Origin of the sequence: Asaia platycodi JCM 25414, from assembly GCF_000614545.1 — a bacterium.
Taxonomy (GTDB): domain Bacteria; phylum Pseudomonadota; class Alphaproteobacteria; order Acetobacterales; family Acetobacteraceae; genus Asaia; species Asaia platycodi.
In genome coordinates this window covers 39,319-56,115 of the sequence record NZ_BAKW01000017.1, presented here as the reverse complement: position 1 = coordinate 56,115, position 16,797 = coordinate 39,319, and the positions used below count along the sequence as shown (strand labels likewise).

At 59.6% G+C, this 16,797-nt stretch carries 17 protein-coding genes and 2 pseudogenes; 5 read left to right on the top strand and 14 right to left on the bottom strand.

Features of this window, described 5'->3' with window-relative positions; translation table 11 throughout:
• Positions 1-639: an HAD family acid phosphatase gene (locus JCM25414_RS19980; protein WP_051535875.1), complete on the bottom strand. Its 639-nt coding sequence runs from the start codon at positions 637-639 to the stop codon at positions 1-3.
• Between the two features lie 423 nt (positions 640-1,062).
• Here JCM25414_RS19980 and JCM25414_RS12250 point away from each other — a divergent pair, with 423 nt between their 5' ends.
• A complete protein-coding gene (locus tag JCM25414_RS12250) occupies positions 1,063-1,665 on the top strand; it encodes a TetR family transcriptional regulator C-terminal domain-containing protein (protein WP_025841833.1) in 603 nt (200 codons plus the stop codon).
• 366 nt (positions 1,666-2,031) lie between these two features.
• Here JCM25414_RS12250 and JCM25414_RS23805 read toward each other — a convergent pair whose 3' ends face one another.
• Complete coding sequence (locus JCM25414_RS23805; protein WP_025841832.1) at positions 2,032-2,271, bottom strand: Rossmann-fold NAD(P)-binding domain-containing protein; 240 nt, start codon at positions 2,269-2,271, stop codon at positions 2,032-2,034.
• A gap of 19 nt (positions 2,272-2,290) precedes the next feature.
• On the bottom strand, positions 2,291-2,608 hold the full coding sequence (locus tag JCM25414_RS26725) for a Rossmann-fold NAD(P)-binding domain-containing protein (RefSeq protein WP_369346072.1): 318 nt from the start codon (positions 2,606-2,608) through the stop codon (positions 2,291-2,293).
• Between the two features lie 297 nt (positions 2,609-2,905).
• On the opposite strand from JCM25414_RS26725, the gene JCM25414_RS12235 reads away from it, so the two are divergent.
• Positions 2,906-4,189 (top strand): M20 family metallo-hydrolase, encoded by a 1,284-nt coding sequence (locus JCM25414_RS12235; protein WP_242403556.1) that lies wholly within the window; start codon positions 2,906-2,908, stop codon positions 4,187-4,189.
• Here the strand turns inward: JCM25414_RS12235 and JCM25414_RS12230 are convergent.
• Positions 4,178-5,332 (bottom strand): MFS transporter, encoded by a 1,155-nt coding sequence (locus JCM25414_RS12230; RefSeq protein WP_025841829.1) that lies wholly within the window; start codon positions 5,330-5,332, stop codon positions 4,178-4,180. The genes JCM25414_RS12235 and JCM25414_RS12230 overlap by 12 nt on opposite strands.
• A gap of 108 nt (positions 5,333-5,440) precedes the next feature.
• Between JCM25414_RS12230 and JCM25414_RS19970 the strand changes: the two are divergent.
• Positions 5,441-6,758: pseudogene (locus JCM25414_RS19970) on the top strand (aminotransferase class III-fold pyridoxal phosphate-dependent enzyme).
• Positions 6,759-7,002: 244 nt separating this feature from the next.
• On the opposite strand, the gene JCM25414_RS12220 reads toward JCM25414_RS19970, so the two are convergent.
• From JCM25414_RS12220 to JCM25414_RS12205, 7 genes and pseudogenes are all read right to left on the bottom strand, one after another.
• On the bottom strand, positions 7,003-7,776 hold the full coding sequence (locus tag JCM25414_RS12220) for a CDP-diacylglycerol diphosphatase (RefSeq protein ID WP_051535871.1): 774 nt from the start codon (positions 7,774-7,776) through the stop codon (positions 7,003-7,005).
• Entirely contained in the window at positions 7,770-9,320 is a 1,551-nt protein-coding gene (locus JCM25414_RS12215; RefSeq protein WP_025841827.1) for a Ppx/GppA phosphatase family protein, read from the bottom strand. Before JCM25414_RS12215 ends, JCM25414_RS12220 begins: the two co-directional genes overlap by 7 nt.
• Positions 9,277-9,957, bottom strand: a complete 681-nt coding sequence (locus JCM25414_RS26720; protein ID WP_369346071.1) for a polyphosphate kinase — start codon at positions 9,955-9,957, stop codon at positions 9,277-9,279. The genes JCM25414_RS12215 and JCM25414_RS26720 overlap by 44 nt, the downstream gene beginning before the upstream one ends.
• 42 nt (positions 9,958-9,999) lie before the next feature.
• Positions 10,000-10,328: pseudogene (locus tag JCM25414_RS26715) on the bottom strand (RNA degradosome polyphosphate kinase); the annotation flags it as partial.
• A gap of 69 nt (positions 10,329-10,397) precedes the next feature.
• Positions 10,398-10,532, bottom strand: coding sequence for a hypothetical protein (locus JCM25414_RS26710; RefSeq protein WP_369346070.1), 135 nt, complete (start codon positions 10,530-10,532; stop codon positions 10,398-10,400).
• Complete coding sequence (locus tag JCM25414_RS26705) at positions 10,511-11,452, bottom strand: polyphosphate kinase (RefSeq protein ID WP_369346069.1); 942 nt, start codon at positions 11,450-11,452, stop codon at positions 10,511-10,513. The genes JCM25414_RS26710 and JCM25414_RS26705 overlap by 22 nt, the downstream gene beginning before the upstream one ends.
• Before the next feature lie 197 nt (positions 11,453-11,649).
• Positions 11,650-12,384: a P-loop NTPase family protein gene (locus JCM25414_RS12205; RefSeq protein WP_025841826.1), complete on the bottom strand. Its 735-nt coding sequence runs from the start codon at positions 12,382-12,384 to the stop codon at positions 11,650-11,652.
• Positions 12,385-12,480: 96 nt separating this feature from the next.
• Between JCM25414_RS12205 and purM the strand changes: the two genes are divergently transcribed.
• Both purM and purN read left to right on the top strand, forming a co-directional pair.
• Positions 12,481-13,539, top strand: a complete 1,059-nt coding sequence (purM, locus tag JCM25414_RS12200; protein WP_025841825.1) for a phosphoribosylformylglycinamidine cyclo-ligase — start codon at positions 12,481-12,483, stop codon at positions 13,537-13,539.
• On the top strand, positions 13,536-14,114 hold the full coding sequence (gene purN / locus JCM25414_RS12195; protein WP_025841824.1) for a phosphoribosylglycinamide formyltransferase: 579 nt from the start codon (positions 13,536-13,538) through the stop codon (positions 14,112-14,114). The genes purM and purN overlap by 4 nt, the downstream gene beginning before the upstream one ends.
• Here purN and JCM25414_RS19960 read toward each other — a convergent pair.
• The 3 genes from JCM25414_RS19960 to JCM25414_RS26695 all read right to left on the bottom strand — a co-directional run bounded on the left by JCM25414_RS19960 (position 14,075) and on the right by JCM25414_RS26695 (position 16,627).
• On the bottom strand, positions 14,075-15,331 hold the full coding sequence (locus tag JCM25414_RS19960) for a DUF2142 domain-containing protein (protein WP_025841823.1): 1,257 nt from the start codon (positions 15,329-15,331) through the stop codon (positions 14,075-14,077). The two genes, purN and JCM25414_RS19960, sit on opposite strands and share 40 nt — an antisense overlap.
• A 313-nt stretch (positions 15,332-15,644) precedes the next feature.
• A complete protein-coding gene (locus JCM25414_RS26700) occupies positions 15,645-16,184 on the bottom strand; it encodes a glycosyltransferase family protein (RefSeq protein ID WP_369346068.1) in 540 nt (179 codons plus the stop codon).
• Positions 16,178-16,627, bottom strand: a complete 450-nt coding sequence (locus JCM25414_RS26695) for a glycosyltransferase family 2 protein (protein ID WP_369346067.1) — start codon at positions 16,625-16,627, stop codon at positions 16,178-16,180. Before JCM25414_RS26695 ends, JCM25414_RS26700 begins: the two co-directional genes overlap by 7 nt.
• Positions 16,628-16,797: the final 170 nt, after the last annotated feature.

Genomic DNA, 16,797 nt, shown 5'->3' with positions numbered 1-16,797 from the left:
TCAGGGCACCCGATAGAAAGGATTGGGAAGAAGGAAACCGCGTTCGGCATGCCCACCGACAAGATCCGAGGGCTGATCTCCGATATTGGCGATGATGTGGTAACCGTCCTGCTCGATCTTCTGGCGCGCCGCACTCTTGTAATCCGACGCCGAAGGCGTGTGGCTGCCGTCGGGTCGCAAAACCAGCCCGGCCCAGTTGCGATAGCCGGCCGCCTCGAGATTATGGGCCGTTTCGCTCCGCTCATGCTCATAACGTCCGGTTACGAAAAACACGGCAACGCTCTGCTGTTTCGCCATCGTATAGAGCGCGAGAGTGGAGGCAAAGGCCTCGGCCTTTGCGCTCTGCTCCCACGCCTCTACGCCGCAAGGCCCTTTAGGCAACGTATCGCAACGACCTTCACGGAAATAGGCGAACTGGTTGGCCGCCATTTCAGGCCAGTTCGAGAGCGATGTTTCGTCAATGTCGAGAACAAGGGCAGGCCTGCTGACATGGGCAGCCCGCAGACGTACCCATTCGGAGGCTTCCTGGATCACGGAGGTGAACTCGCGCTCATAAGCACCGCTGTTGTGATAGGCGGTTGCCGCAGCTGCGGCATCACCGACATTCACCGGGACCGCCAGTGCAACACTGAAAGGCATCAGCGCCGAAGCGCAAAGCAAAGTTACGACAAGCGCACCCCTGCATAAAAAAAACCGCCTGCTGAATGCCGACCGGCACAATTGAACTGTCGCGCAACTCACGTGATGAACAACTCCTTCATAGCGATCTTTTAAGGTCTCATCCGTATCTTTGCTTTCCGGAGCAGCGAGCGCAACCTTGCTCTTCATCAGCCCGCGAAAAATGATCATCCTTTGTATACAAAGTTTGTCCTGCACCAACAATGAAGTTGTTAAATGAAACAGAAAAACTGACTAATGATAACTTACGCTTACATGGACAATCGCAAACACGTGTAATGTCGATCAACAAAAATATTTACGAATAGCTTTGCAACTACTTGAAAAATTTTTTCCGACGAACTATCCGCAAATCTCAGGTTTCATCGATATCAGGAGTTTGTTTTGGGCGTCCCGCGCGAAATAGCAGTCGTCACCATATTGGAAGCGGCACAGAAAATCTTTTCTGAACATGGTTTCAGCGGAGCCAGCATCGCAGCCGTTGCACGTGAGGCCGGTATTCCGAAGGCTAATATCCATTACTATTTCTGTACCAAGGAAATACTTTATCAGAAAGTACTGCATCTGACCGTGCAGGAGTGGCTTAGTGACTGTGAGACCTGGCTTCGCGCCGACTTCTCCGCAGATACCGCCTTGCGCGGCTATGTCCTGTCCAAACTCGCCTTTTCGCGCAGCAATCCGCATGCCTCCAGACTATTCGCTCACGAAATCCTCGGCGGCGCACGTTACCTCGGCGACTACCTTTCGACCACGCTTCGCGACGCAATCCGCCCTTTCAGAAAAACCTTCGAACTCTGGATGGAGCGTGGGGAAATACCAAAAGGGGATCCAACCCATTTTCTGTTCTGTCTCTGGGCCATGACCCAGTGGTACGCCGACATGCAACCCCAGGTGACGGCGCTGCTCGAAAAAGAAACATTGGATGAGAGTGATTTTGCCATCGCAGCCGAGACCATCCTCTCACTCGTCCTGCGTCGCGGTTCATGACAGCGACCGGGCACGCGCGCGCCACTTACTCTACAATCTGAGCGCGCAACCCAAATCACGGCCTACGCGCGCTTGGAAAGACCGAAGCGCAGGTGATCAGAAAAGCTATTGTCGCCGCTGCCCAGAGCCCACGCGACGGCAGGCATTTTGAACAGATGCTTTTTTTTAAACGGTTGGTTCCTTTTTGGGCGAGGAGCTACTCTGGCTTGAGGTCGCCAAAGAACCACGACGCCGTGACGCCACCATCCATGAGGAAATCACTGTCGGTTTATAAAGGCACCGTCAGATCCCATCAGCATCCCTTCCATCGCGCCGACCTCGTCTGGAGTACCGGCGCGACCCACCGGACTGCTTTCGATCATGCGGTTATAGTAAGTTGCTATAGTAAGCTGCGTGCGGGCCAGACAGCTCGTTTCGCGCAAGAGGGGTGATGACGATACCGGGGCTGATCGCATTGATCCGCGCGCCACGTTTGCCGCAGCGCGGCGCCTCCCCCTTCACACGCAGCACATTGGCGCGTTTGGACAGCTGATAGGCATGGAGCGAGCCAGTGATCTTGTCGGGCGCCAGGAGAGGAAGCGATAAAGGTGCCTCGCTGGGCGGCAATGCTAGGGCGGCGTCTTCCTTAGCGGTCAGCGCACCGAGGCGATGGCCGGATTGGGACGCGATGACACCCCCCGCCCCGCCGCGCGATCACGGCGCCAAATGTTTCAAGCAGCACAGTCGTACCGTAAAGATCGACACGAGGAATGATCTCGGGCGAGGCCATCGAAGGAGACACACCCGCGGCGTGAACAAGGCCCATGACAGGCCCTATGGCGCCGGCAGCCGCAACGAGCGCCTCAATCGACCTGCGCGAAGCGATATCCAGCAAGGCAATACTCGTCCGAAACCCGGCATCGAGGAAGGTTTCCGCCGCGGCTTTCGCCGTTGCTTCATTGATATCGGCGAGAAGGATAGGCCTGTCAGCCCCAACGCGCCGCGCAATGGCCTGTCCAAGCGGGCCAGCAAGACGTCATAAAACGCAGGCACTGCCCGGTTGGCGAGATCTTCTTATCCGCCGCTCACGCTTTCGTCGTGTCCGCCAAATATTTCTCCCGGTTGTTCGTTCGCGTCGGTGAGATATGCTCCAGACAACTATCGCATGTTTCACCTGCTGCACTGTCAGGATCGGAAGTGCCTGCCGGGAAGCAGGGTGCTAGCGGAAAACGCGACAAGAGGATCGAGGAAGGATCACGACATGACGGATCAGAACCACCCTCTCATGGGCAACAGCGCCATCGATTCAGACGCTCTGTGGGAAGACATCATGGAGACGGCGCGTTTCGGTGCCACTGAGAAGGGAGGGATCTGTCGCCTCGCCCTGAGTGAGGAAGACCGTCAGGTGCGAGACTGGTTTGCTCACACCATCAAGGCTCTGGGCGCCAGTTTGACGACAGATGACATGGGCAACCAGTTTGCGCGCCTTGAAGGCACTGAGCCGGATCTCGATCCCATTGCCATAGGCAGCCATCTCGACACCCAGCCTACGGGCGGCAAATTCGATGGCATTATCGGCGTGTTGGGGGGAATTGCGGTTCTGCGCGCGCTGAAAGAAAGCGGTCGCCGCCTGCGCCACCCCGTCGAGATCGTCAACTGGACCAATGAAGAAGGCGCGCGCTTCGCCCCTGCCATGCTGAGTTCTGGGGTTTTCGCAAAGATCTTCACACCCGATTTCGCCAAAAGCCGCCTTGATGCCGAAGGCACACGCTTCGATACCGCACTTGCCACCATCGACTCTGCAGGCAGCGAGCCTTGTGGGGCCCATCCCCTCGCAGCCTATCTCGAACTGCATATCGAGCAAGGACCGGTGCTTGAGGCCGAACATTGCACGATTGGCGTCGTAACAGGCGTTCAGGGCATGCGCTGGTACGAGGTTACCGTCACCGGGCGCGACTCCCACGCTGGCACCACCCCGATGATCATGCGTGCAGATGCGCTCCAGGCAGCCTCGCGCCTGATGGCAAGCGTGCAGGAAATCGCGCTCAATCGCCCGCCTCATGCTGTCGGTACGGTCGGCATGGTGATGGTCAAGCCCAACAGCCGCAACACCATTCCCGGTGAGGTCACGTTCAGCGTCGATCTGCGCGACCCGAATGACGACGTGGTGATTGCGATGGAAAACAGCTTTCGCGAGCGCGCCGGCGTATTGTCTCGCGAATACGGCGTCAGCATCGGCATTCGTGAAATCTGGGATTCGCCAGCCGTGCATTTCGACCAGCGCCTGATCGACGCCGTGTCCTTTTCAGCCCGAAGCCAGCATCTGCCGGCGCGAGAGATCACCTCGGGGGCAGGGCATGACGCTGCCTACCTGGCCCGCATCGTGCCCACCACGATGATCTTCGTCCCCTGTGCCGGGGGGATCAGCCACAATGAGAGTGAATCTGCCACGCGTGAGGACATCGCAGCCGGAGCCAATGTTCTGCTCCAGACGCTCTTCCTCGCCGACAGGCAGCTCGATCCGACGCCGCTCTCAGGCGACTGAAACCCGCCTGTAGAACAGCACGATCAGAAAGGCGATCAGTGCCAGCGCAGTGCCGCTCATCGAGACGGCGGCGTAGCCGAGACCGTGCGACAACACGGCCCCGCCGAGCCACGCCCCCAGCGCGTTGCCGAGATTGAACGCACCTATATTGACCGATGAGGCGAGCGCAGGCGCCTCGTGGGCTGCCTGCATGGTGCGCATCTGCAAGGCGGGCATGATGGCGAAAGACGCGGCACTCCAGACCAGAATCCCGCCGATAGCGCCATAGGACGACGCGGCAAGCATCGGGTAGACCAGCATGATCGCCCCCAGAACCGGCAGCATCGTCAACAACGCGAAACGCGTGGAGCGATCGGCAAGCCGCCCGCCAAAAGCGGCACCGATGCTGAACCCGATTCCGATCGTCATGAGTGCCAGCGTCACGAGCGCATCGCTCGCCCCTGTGATGCTGTGCAGGAAAGGCGCGATATAGGTGTAGAGAACGAACATGATCCCGGCGCCAAGCGTGGTGACCGTGAGGGCTAACAGCACTTCCCCACCCAGCAGCACGCGCAGTTCGCCGAGGATATCGGGTTTTGGCGAACTGCCTCGCGGGGGCAAGGCGAGACTCAGCGCCAGCACGGCGAGCGCGCCCAGCAGCGCCGTTACCAGAAAGGCACTGCGCCAACCCATCGTATCGCCCAGCCAGGTTGCTGCGGGGACGCCGAAAATATTGGCAATCGTCAGCCCGAGAAACATTGAGGCCACCGCAGAAGCACGCTTTTCAGGAGCAACGACGCTAGACGCCTCGACGGCACCGAGGCCGAAGAAAGCGCCGTGAGACAGGCTTGTCACCACACGCCAGAACATCAGCAATGCATAGCTGTGGCTCACTCCGGCACCGAGATTTCCCAGAATATAAAGCCCCATGAGCCCGATAAGCGCGGCCTTGCGTGACAGCGCGCCCAGCAGAAGCGTCATGATAGGGGCACCGATCATGACTCCAAACGCATAGGCGCTGACCAGGCCGCCCGCTTTAGGCACGCTGATATGCAGGTCCTGCGCGATGACAGGCAGCAGCCCCATCGGCGTGAATTCGGTCGTGCCAATCGCGAAAGCGCCGACAGCCAACGAAAACAATGCGGTACGTGGCGATGCCATCATGCCTCCAGAATATTTAAAGCTCACGCAACTTCTTCTTACTTTGCAGATCGTGCAGGCCATGCAACGGTTTTAGCAAGTGATCTCGCAACAGGAGCCGGAAAGAAGGCCATGAATTCCCACAACGCCGACAGCAATCTTGATGCCCTCTGGCTCCCTTTTACGGCCAACCGCCAGTTCCGTGATTCCCCCCGCATGCTCGTCTCTGCAAAAGGCATGTATTATCGCGATGATAAAGGGCGTGAAGTGCTCGATGGTTGCGCAGGGCTATGGTGCGTCAATGCCGGTCATGGCCAGCCACGCATTGTCGAGGCCGTGCAGAAAGCCGTCGCGACGCTGGACTTTGCCCCGGCCTTCCAGATGGGTCACCCCCTCGCCTTTCAGGCGGCCGATCGCATCGCCCGCCTCGCCCCGAATCCGCTGAACCATGTGTTCTTCTGTAATTCAGGCTCGGAAGCGGGTGATACCGCGCTCAAGATCGCGATCGCCTATCACCGACTGCGCGGCGAAGGCACACGCACCCGACTGATCGGCCGCGAACGCGCTTATCATGGCGTCGGCTTTGGCGGTATTTCGGTCGGTGGTATTTCTGGAAATCGCAAGCTGTACGGGTCGCTGCTGACAGGCGTCGACCACCTGCCCCACACGCTCGATCTGCGTCGCAATGCTTTCTCACGCGGCCTGCCCGAGCATGGTGCCGAACTGGCTGATGATCTGGAGCGCATCGTCGCCCTGCATGACGCCTCGAATATCGCCGCTGTCATCGTCGAGCCGTTGGCCGGGTCGACCGGCGTTCTGCCTGCGCCCAAGGGCTATCTCAAGCGCCTGCGCGAGATCTGCACCAGGCACGGCATCGTGCTGATTTTCGACGAGGTCATCACCGGCTTCGGTCGTCTGGGCGCGTCTTTCGCCGCCGAGAAATATGGTGTCGTGCCCGATATCATGACAGTGGCAAAGGGCATCACCAACGGCACAATACCCATGGGCGCCAATATCGTCTCCGATGAGATTTTCAACGCTTCATGCAGGGGCCGCGCGAGGCGATCGACCTGCCGCATGGCTACACCTACTCGGCGCATCCCATTGCCTGCGCCGCAGCCATCGCGACACTCGATACCTATGCCGAAGAACATCTCTTCGAGCGCGCAGCCGCGCTCTCGCCCTATTTCGAAGAGGCCGCCCACTCGCTGCGCGATGCACCGCATGTTGTCGATATCCGCAACGAAGGCCTCGTTGCCGGCATCGAGCTGGCACCGAGAAACGCCAGGACCACGCGCGCCTTCGAGGTATTCGAGCGCGCGTTCCATGAAGGCTCCTGCTACGTTACACTGGCGATATTCTCGCCATTTCGCCGCCGCTGATCATAGAGAAAAACGAGATCGACCGGATCTTCGAGACAATCCGGCGCATTCTCAAAACCATCGACTAAGGCATGTTACCCCTCCCGCAGCGCCGCTAGGCCTGCGGGGGATATTTTCGGGAGAGCGTGATGGAGCACCGTAGTCCCTTCACGCTTATCGCCAAGCGCGCGGCGTGAAGCAAAGCAACGTTCTACGCGCTCGCCCTACCGGTCTTGCCAGGCCAATTTCTCATTCACTTCAGGAACGATCCGCTCTGGGGGGACCCTGCAATCGCCCCTTTCAACAGCGCCCCTCTTTATGAGGCCTGGCTGATCAGTCCGCTTTCGCGACGGGTGCCTTGATCTCATGTGTCTTCATGACGGCGTGGCACGCATGATCCTGCAACTCCTCGCCGGAGGCGCGATCACTCGCCTCTGCCACATCGTCAAGCAGAACATAGCCTGACCGCAAAGGTGCCACGACGAGGGTATGGTTACCCATTTCCGTCTCAGGATGCTGAAGCGACGATGCCAGAATGAGAAACGGCGAGGCATCGAGTGACGCAAGATAACGCGCCCGGTAGCGGTGACCGTCGAGAGCATCCGGCAATGTCGACCAATCTGGGCCGATGCGCGAGGCATCGCGATCCAGCGTCGCTCTTATTTCAGGCGCCAGGCAATCCAGATGGATATGCAACTGGTTCTGAGAGCGCCCTCTAGCCGAGTTTATCGCCAGAGAGAGCATCGTTTCTGGAATAGGCACGCCGTAGGACGCGCCAACCCGATCGCGATAGGACCAGGCCTCAGCAAAATAATTGGGCTGGCTGGTTTGAAGCAAAGCCGCGCTTTCCATTCCAGCCACCTTGTCGGTTGGGATCAGAAGATACTGCCCGCGCCCTTCGATGGAATGAAGGAGCGCGATATGGCGCGATTCATCGTAAACAGTGCAGGGTTTTGTACCTTGGGCGCATCTCTGATGCACAATCTTCCACAAGGCGTCAGGGTCATGATCCTTATGGATCACCGTGGCGGCCGAGGCATGAGATATGCCGACGGCCAGAACCCCACACAGCACAGCGAAGCGTACACCAAGAGAGACGCTCAGCATGTGCGTGTCTGCGCCGCCAGCGTCATGCTCTGGGCAAGACGATCCAGCCTGCGTTTGACCCCTCCACCGGCAGCAAAGCTGCTCTGAGAGTCGTGGCTGAGCCAGAGTGTGCCCTCCTCAACAGCGAGCAAGGTATTCTTGAGTAGAGCCGCCGTGCCACCGCAGATCGTATAGGCAAGGCGCAACGCAAAGCCGAGCTGTACAGCGCGATCGCAATCATCCGGTGCGAGCAGGCGGCGCGAAACTTCCATCAAGGGGTCGATCGGGTCGGCTTCATAGCGCACCGCCAGGGTCATGGCGACGAAAGCGCGCGCCTGATGATCGAACCCTACGCCGTGCATACGCATGACACGCAAATAGGTCTGGGCCGCCCTGTATTCAGGGTGATCGAACGACCCTATATCGGACATGCGACACGCCATGTCGCGCAAGGCCGTCTCGGCAGGCGTTTCGTGCTGGAAGAGCGGTGCGGTCCAGCGCACCAGATCACCCGGCAGCTCAATACTGCGGCTCAGGCGTTGCGAGGCCTCATCGGCCAGCGCGCGACACGGATCGAGCGAGGCCACTGCCTGCCCTACTTTGCGCATATACCATCCCTCGCGGAGCCCATCGACGCTGAAGACAATCTGCGAGGGCTGCACTATACGCATCAAACGGCGCAGAACAGTAGCCGAAAACGGCACGTCATCCAGTCGCTTGCGCGGGAAGCCCGGCATTTTCTCCAGCATCTTGCGCGGCGTATCGATAAGCCACGTCACCATCTCGCGGGCCTCATCAGCACCGAGCGTGTAGAGATGGACGATATTGAGCGGATAATGAGTACGGGCGATCTGCAATCGTGCCAGAGCACGAAAAGCCCCGCCAACCAGATAGAGCGGCTTGCCCTTGAGCGCAGGCAGCCACTCTACGTCATCGAGATCGGCTTCCACCACCTCACGCGCGCGCTTGAGGTCGCCGCCCGAGCGGTCGGAAAGACGGATAACGCCGAGCGGCTTGGTGCAGGCCTCATGATGGCGGCCATTGGCGACGCGGATCAGTTCGAGCGAACCACCACCGATATCGGCCACAACGCCATCGGCGTCGGGCAGGCCGCAAAGCACGCCTGTCGCAGCATAATCGGCTTCTTCCTCACCCGACAGGATGCGTATCGGCACATCGGGCATGCATTCATGCAGCGTCTCGACAAATTCGTGACCGTTGCTTGCGTCGCGCACTGCGGCCGTGGCCAGCACCTCGAAAGGATGAGCATCCATGGCGCGCGCAATGGCATTGAACCGGCTCATGACATCACGCGACAGGCGCAGACCGTCCTCGTTCAGTCGCCCGGTCTGCTCCAGACCGCGCCCGAGGCGCAGAGTCGCCTTTTCGTTAAAGATCGGAACAGGGTTGCGCGTGACCCCTTCGAACACAACCAATCGAACCGAGTTCGATCCCAGATCGACAATGGCTGCGCGATGATGGCCTTGGGGCGCGTCAGAACCGGTCACTCTACCCTCTTTCTCAATCTTCGCGGATGCGCTCGGGCCGTTCGCGTCGACCTGCATCCTTGTCCTGCGGTTTCTCCCTTGCCGCCGAGCCACGCCCGGAGAGCGAAGGATTATGCATGAAATATTCATGCGCCGAGAAGGGATTAGCCCCCGGAGCCACACGGTGCCAATCCCCCCGCGAGGAAAGCACCCAGCTTTGCAGCGTATCACGCAGATCCATGGTCATGATCTGACCCAGTATCTGGGCGTGAACCGTCGGATTGAAGATCGGCACCATCGCCTCGACGCGCCGATCCATATTGCGGCCCATCCAGTCAGCGGAGGAAATGAACACTTTCGCCTTGTGCGACGGCATGCGATGCCCGTTCCCGAACGCGAAAATACGCGCGTGCTCCAGAAACCGCCCCACAATGGAGCGTATTTCGATAGTTTCCGACAGACCCGGCACACCTGGACGCAGGCAGCAGATACCGCGAACGATGCCCACCACCTTCACCCCTGCCCGTGACGCCCGATAGAGCGCATCGATCAGGGACGGATCGACAAGGCTGTTCATCTTCAGCCAGATCTTGGCCGGGCGGCCCGCCTTGGCGTGCTCTATCTCGCCGTCGATCAGATCCATCAGTGTGTCACGCAGCGTGATGGGCGCGAAAGCCAGTGCTTCCATATCCACCGGAGTAGCATAACCGGTCATGTAGTTGAAAAGCTTGGCCGAATCGCTCGCGAGCTGCGGGTCGCAGGTGAAGAAAGACAGATCGGTATAGATACGCGCCGTAATGGATGGTAGTTGCCCGTTCCGAAATGCGCGTAAGAGCGCAGCCCCCCTGCCTCCCGCCGGACCACCAGGCTGAGCTTGGCATGAGTTTTCAGGTGGGTGAAACCGAACACCACCTGCACCCCGGCCGATTCTAGCGAGCGTGCCAGGCGAATATTGGCTTCTTCATCAAAGCGCGCGCGCAACTCGACCATGGCGGTGACGGATTTGCCGAGTTCAGCCGCCTCGATCAGGGCGCGCACGATCGGGCTGTCGCGTGAAGTACGATAAAGCGTCTGCTTGATGGCCACGACGTTGGGGTCAAGCGCGGCCTGTTTGAGGAATTGCACCACCACATCGAAGCTCTCGAAGATGGTGCACTACGATATCCTTGGCGCGGATGGCGGCGAAACAATCGCATCATAATCGCGGATACGTTCGGGAAAGCGCGGCGTATAGGGCTTGAACAGCAGATCGGGGCGATCCGAAACGATCATCTGCTTGAGATCGACCACACCGATGATGTCTGGCTGAATGACCACGTCATCCCTGGCAACATCCAGCTCCTCGGCAAATTCCCGGCCCATCTTCCGGGATGGAGCGTCGAGCGCCAGATGAATACCGACGCCACGACGCGCTGCTTGAGCGCCGTCTCATAGGAAAGAACGAGGTCTTCGGCCTCATCCTCGAATTCCACGTCCGAGTCACGGATGATGCGCAGCACCCCGCCCTCGGCAATCTCCATGCCCGGGAAAAGCCGCGTGATATGAAGGCGGATAACATCTTCGAGCATCACGAAGCGCACATCGGGACGGATATCCGGCTCTTCCTTATGCGGCGCTGGCAAACGGATGAAGCGATCGATCTGCTGCGGCAAAAGAATAAGCGCGTCCATGGAAAAACCCGGAACAGACGGGTCATTCAACCTGAGCGCGAGCGCCATCCCTAGATTGGGAATAAACGGCATGGGGTGCGACGGATCGATCGCAAGCGGCGTCAGAACGGGATAGATCTCGTCTTCGAACTTGGCCGCAATGCTCTCTCGCTCGGCCTCGGTCAGCTCGTCACGAGTGCAGAGACGCAAACCGGCCTGGGCCAGCTCGCCGCGCAACAGGCGCCAGATGCGCTGCTGGGCGGCGAACAGCTTGGCAGCGCTGCGGCGCACGCTGGTCAACTGACGCGCCGGTGTCAGCCCGTCGGCAGAGGGAACGACAAGCCCCTCACGCACCTGCCCGACCAGCCCAGCGACACGCACCGAATAGAATTCATCCAGATTACTGGCGCTGATCGACAGAAAGCGCAGTCGCTCGAGCAAAGGATGGCGGCTGTTTTCCGCTTCCTCAATCACGCGTTGGTTGAAATCGAGCCAGGAAAGTTCGCGATTGATGAAACGCGCGGGCGAGGTCACGATTCCAGGATCGGGAATACGCGCCACGGCCCTCGCCGCCCGGGTGGGGCTTGAACGCCTGTTTCGGGCAGTTCGGGGCGCCTTGACCGGGGCAACCTTTGACTCTTTTTCCGAAGACGACGTCACGCGATGCGTTCCCTGTTTCTATCCGCAAGAGGGTTACAGCATCGGCTCAGGAGAGGCTGTACGTCAAACCCCTTAACCTAATCATCACAAAGACGTCGTCAGCAGAGCGGCTCCTCTTCGCCCTCATCGAGCAGACCGGAAAGCACCTCTCTGGCCTGAACACGGGTGAGTGGCCGACCATGTGCGAGCCCTGCACGATCGAGACGCTCGACCGCCGCAACGATGGCATCGCCCGTGCGCGGCAAATGGCGTAGCAACCAGTCGAGAATCGGCTTGGATACAATCATCTGCCGCTCGGCGAGCAGACGCAGCAAAAGGGCAAAAAGCAGTGAGTCTTCGGGCGCTGCGATGGGCACGATCGTAACCGCCCGCAAGCGGCTGGCCAGATCGGGCAGGATGATGGCCTGACGCATCGGCGAGACACGCGAGGCCATCAGCAAGGTCGTACGATGCTCACGGGCCAGATTGAGCAGATGCAGCAATGCCCGCTCAGACGTAACGCGGTCTACGGCATCGAGCGCAAGCGCACCGGGAGGCGCCTCGGCAAGGGCTGCCATATCGGCATTGTCGAGGCTGGCCGCATCGAGCACCCGCGCCCCCCGCCGTGCCGCCCAGATATGCAGCAGATGGGTTTTGCCGCAGCTATCAGCCCCGCACAGGAGAAGCCGCCTGTCTGGCCAGCCTGTCTGGTTCAGCCAGAGCCGCGCCTGCGCATTGGACGCTGCCGGGATGAAATGGCGCGCGGCAACGCTCGCAGGCGGGCGAAGTGCCAGAGCGAGCTGCCTGGCTGCATTGGCAGGCGCCAAACCGTCATTTCCCGCTTCTTTGTCCATCCAATAGCCGTTCCGGTCCTTTCCGAGCCGGGTCGGCTCCAGTAGTAAGGGCGGATAGTAACGCAACCGGCCAGGTTTTTCGAGCGAGGCGACAGCATGACCGACCCAATCTCTCCTTCAGCGAGTTATCGCGAGTCCGGTGTGGACATCGAGGCCGGTGACGCGCTGGTCGAGGCGATCAAGCCAGCCGCGAAATCGACCGACCGACCGGGCACCATGGGTGGGCTCGGCGGCTTCGGCGCGCTGTTTGACCTCAAGGCTGCCGGGTTCAACGATCCCATTCTGGTCAGCTGCACCGATGGCGTCGGCACCAAGCTGATGGTGGCGATCGAGAGCGGCCAGCATGACACGGTCGGCATCGATCTCGTGGCCATGTGCGTCAACGATCTAGTGGTGCAGGGCGCACAGCCGCTCTTCTTCCTCGATTATCTTGCTACCGGCAAGCTGGCTGTCGAAGACGCCGCCCGCGTCGTGCGTGGCATCGCCGAGGCCTGTCGCGATACGGATTGCGCGCTGGTTGGCGGCGAGACGGCTGAAATGCCCGGTATGTACGGCCCCGGCCATTACGACCTCGCCGGGTTCAGCGTCGGGGCGGCAGAGCGCACGGCGCTTCTGCCTTCAGGCATTGCCGAAGGCGATACGCTGATTGCCCTGCCGTCTTCGGGCGTGCATTCCAATGGCTATTCGCTCGTGCGCAGCATCAAGACCATGAGCGGCCTCGACTGGAACAGCGAAGCCCCGTTCGAGCCCGGCAGCACGCTGGCCGAAGCCCTGCTTCGCCCAACCGCGCTCTATGTCCGTACGGTCATGGCGCTGCACAAGGCGGGTCTGCTGCATGGCTGCGCCCATATCACCGGCGGTGGTCTGCCCGGCAATCTGCCGCGCGTGCTGCCCGAGGGGCTCGGCGTGCAGATTGAGGCCGATAGCTGGCCTGTGCCACCCGTTTTCCGCTGGCTCGCCCAGACCGGCAATGTGGCGCATGACGAAATGCTTAAGGTCTTCAATTGCGGTATCGGCATGGTGCTGGTCACGCCCGAGCCGAACAAGGTGCTGGCACTGCTCGAAGAGCGGGGGGAAAAGGGCTATCGCATTGGCGAAATCACGGCGAACGGCCCGCGCTATGCCCTCGACGGCAAGGTCGATTTCTCTCGATGAAGAAAACGCCCATCGCCATTCTCATTAGCGGGCGTGGCAGCAACATGAATGCGCTGATAGAGGCTTGCGCGCGGCCGGATTATCCGGCGCGCATCGCACTTGTATTGAGCAACAACCCCGACGCGCCCGGTCTTGAAACCGCACGTGCGGCCGGGCTCGACGCTGTGGCGATCGACCACCGTCTCTTTCCAAAAGATCGCGACGGCCACGAGAAGGCAATCGACAAGGCGCTGACGAATGCTGGCGTGGAGGCCATCTGCCTCGCGGGATATATGCGTGTGCTAACCCCCTATCTGGTAGGACGCTGGCGGGACAGGATGCTGAATATCCATCCGAGCCTGCTTCCAGCCTATCCGGGTCTGGACACGCATGCCCGCGCACTGGCAGCGGGCGACGCCGAACATGGATGCACCGTGCATCTGGTGACCGATGGGGTCGATGAAGGCCCGATCCTCGCACAGGCAAGAGTCAAGGTGCTCGAAAGCGACACCGAGCGGAGTCTCGCCAGCCGTGTGCTTGAGCAGGAACATCTGCTTTACCCGGCGGCCCTCGCCACATTTCTGGATAAAAAATGAAAGAAAAGCCCGGTTTTTGAACCGGGCTTTCTTCTGTGCGCCTGCGGAGTGCCGTCAGGCCAGCCAATAGCGTGACGCCAGAAGCAAGTGAGCGTGACCATATCAAGAGCGAGGAAGAGTACTAGGCCAAGCATTGCGATCTGATGTACGCGCATAGAAGAGGCGACCTGCCCCTCGACCCTGACCTTTGGGAAAACAAGCGCAAGAAACGGCGCTATGGGGAGGAAGTACCGTCCCTGCACGCCATCGATCACCGGCGCACCAACCGGCGTCCAAATCACATAGATCGAAAAAAATACGCCACCTGTGGCGAGGGCCATAGAAAATACCGCCAACGCTGATACCGGACTGGACTGACGCAGCTCTCTATCACCCAGAGCCGGATAGCTACTGAAAGCCAGCACGACACCGATTACGCCAGCGATCAGACAATAGAACCAATTAGGGAAAAGGGTATCGAGCCATCCCAGAACGCCCATAAACTCGTGAATATTGTGACCAATATTTTGCTGCAACGTGTGATAGGCTAAGGCAGGTAGCAATTGGGGGTGCGTCAGAACCCAGTGAACCTGACCGCTATCCGACACGCCTGAACCGTCTCGAAAAGGAATTTTCGTCGGATCAAGTCCGAATTTCTGCCAGAAAAGAAACGTCGCGACACTCGAAATCAGCGGCAAGGCGCGCAACCAGGCGCGAGCAGGTCGAGCGAATCCCAATGGAATGAGACTGCATAAAAGCAGTGGCGGCTTGCTTACCGTCAGCACTGAGAAGAGAACGGCGACGACGACCCATAAGCGTGTTGACCCCGGGGTCGTTTCGTCCAGACGGGTCAAGAGCGCAGCGGTCAGCACGGCGAGCCCGATGATCACGCCGTCCTGAGAGCAGGATGCGCCCAACGCCATTACCATGGGCAGGCTCGAAATCACGGCAAGATAGAGCATTCCACGACGCGTAATCGCGATGCCCAGCGTGCAGAGCAGAATGGTACTGAGCGCGTTTGCCGCGCGAACGGCATAGCTTGTCTGGATGATCGTTGCGCGCCCCTGTCGAGCGACGAAGCTGGTCGCCGCGCCCGGCAGATAGGCGATAGGGGCGTAGATGACCGTATTGCCGAACGCAGTCCAGCTCTTCTCATGCGACCAGTGCCGTTGCGAAAGCGCCAGCAACTCCGGCATCGGGACCTTGGCGTCAGGATTGAACCGCAGAGAATTGAGCATCTCGCTTCTGTCGGGAAATTGGCGGGCAAATATCCCCCAGCCTCCTTGGGCCCGTTTTTCAAGCCGACAAAACCGCCCTGAGAAATCTGTACTACTCTCGCCAGGTGGTTGCGTTCATCAGGACTCTGACCAGGCGGTGTAAGCAGAATACAAGCCATGGCCATGAGACAGGCAAAGAAACTATAGACCCAGGCTGGCCGAAGCATTGGCGAAAAGGGCGGAACATCTCTCAAAAGGCGCAGCAAGGACGGTATCCTGGTTTGCAGAAACGGGAAAAGCGGGTGTCTGAAGTAATACGAGTGAGAAACGCCCGTTACTGAACGCTCGGCGGCGCTTGCAGACCGAGATAGGCCAGGCGCTTGTTCTCCTGACGCCCGTGAGTAACGCTGTCTAGAATGACACCGCAAACGAGAGACAGCGCCGCCAGTATTTCAAGCCCGGTGGCCAGAACCGCCGAAGGCAGATGCGGTACGGTGTGAGTTTCGATGAAGTCGAGCACAGAGCGCAGTCCGACCAGACCGCCAGTCGCCGCGAGAACGCAGCCGATGAGTCCGAAAAACAGAAAAGGCCGTTCCTGTTTCAAAAGATGGATGATCGTGCCCAGAATTCTGAACCCGTCGCGATAGGTACTCAGTTTCGAGAACGACCCCTCGGGACGCTCGACATAACGGGTCGAGACCTCGCCCATGGACATGTTGAGTTGCAGGGCATGGACCGTGAGCTCGGTTTCGGTTTCAAACCCGGATGAGATCGCTGGGAACGACTTGACGAAACGACGGCTGAACACCCGGTAACCCGAAAGCATGTCTGACTGGCCACGGCCGAAAAGACTGACGACCAGTCCTGTCAGCACCTTGTTACCCAGAACATGTCCGGCACGATAGCTTCGGCACGCTCATGCACCCGTACGCCCATCACGGTGTCATGGGCATTTTCAAGAGCCAGACGTATCATCTTTGGCGCGGCGGCCGCCTCATAAGTCCCATCGCCATCGATCAGAACGTAAAAATCGGCCTCGATATCGGCAAACATCCGCCTGATGACATGACCTTTGCCTTGCAGCCGCTCACGGCGCGTAATGGCCCCGGCCTCGCGAGCGCGCGCCAAAGTCTGGTCTGTCGAATTATTGTCGTACACAAAGAGGGCGGCATCGGGCAGCGCCATTCGCATATCGCGCACGACGGCGCCGATTGTCACTTCCTCATTATAGCAGGGTATCAAAACGGCCACGCGATAGCCGCATAGCGACGGCATCGCGTCGGGGCACGACTCCCGGTTGGTCTGGTCTGCCTGCATTACTCTCTCTACGAAACGATCTGGATACTGCGCTCGTAGCACCCTGAGAGACCGCAGACCAGATCGGCGCTCCCGGCCTACTGACCAGAAACACTGAAAATCGAGCAATGGTCAGAAGTCCTCGCGCCCGGGGCCGACTGCATCTCGCTAGCAGCCTTCCCGCAAGGCAA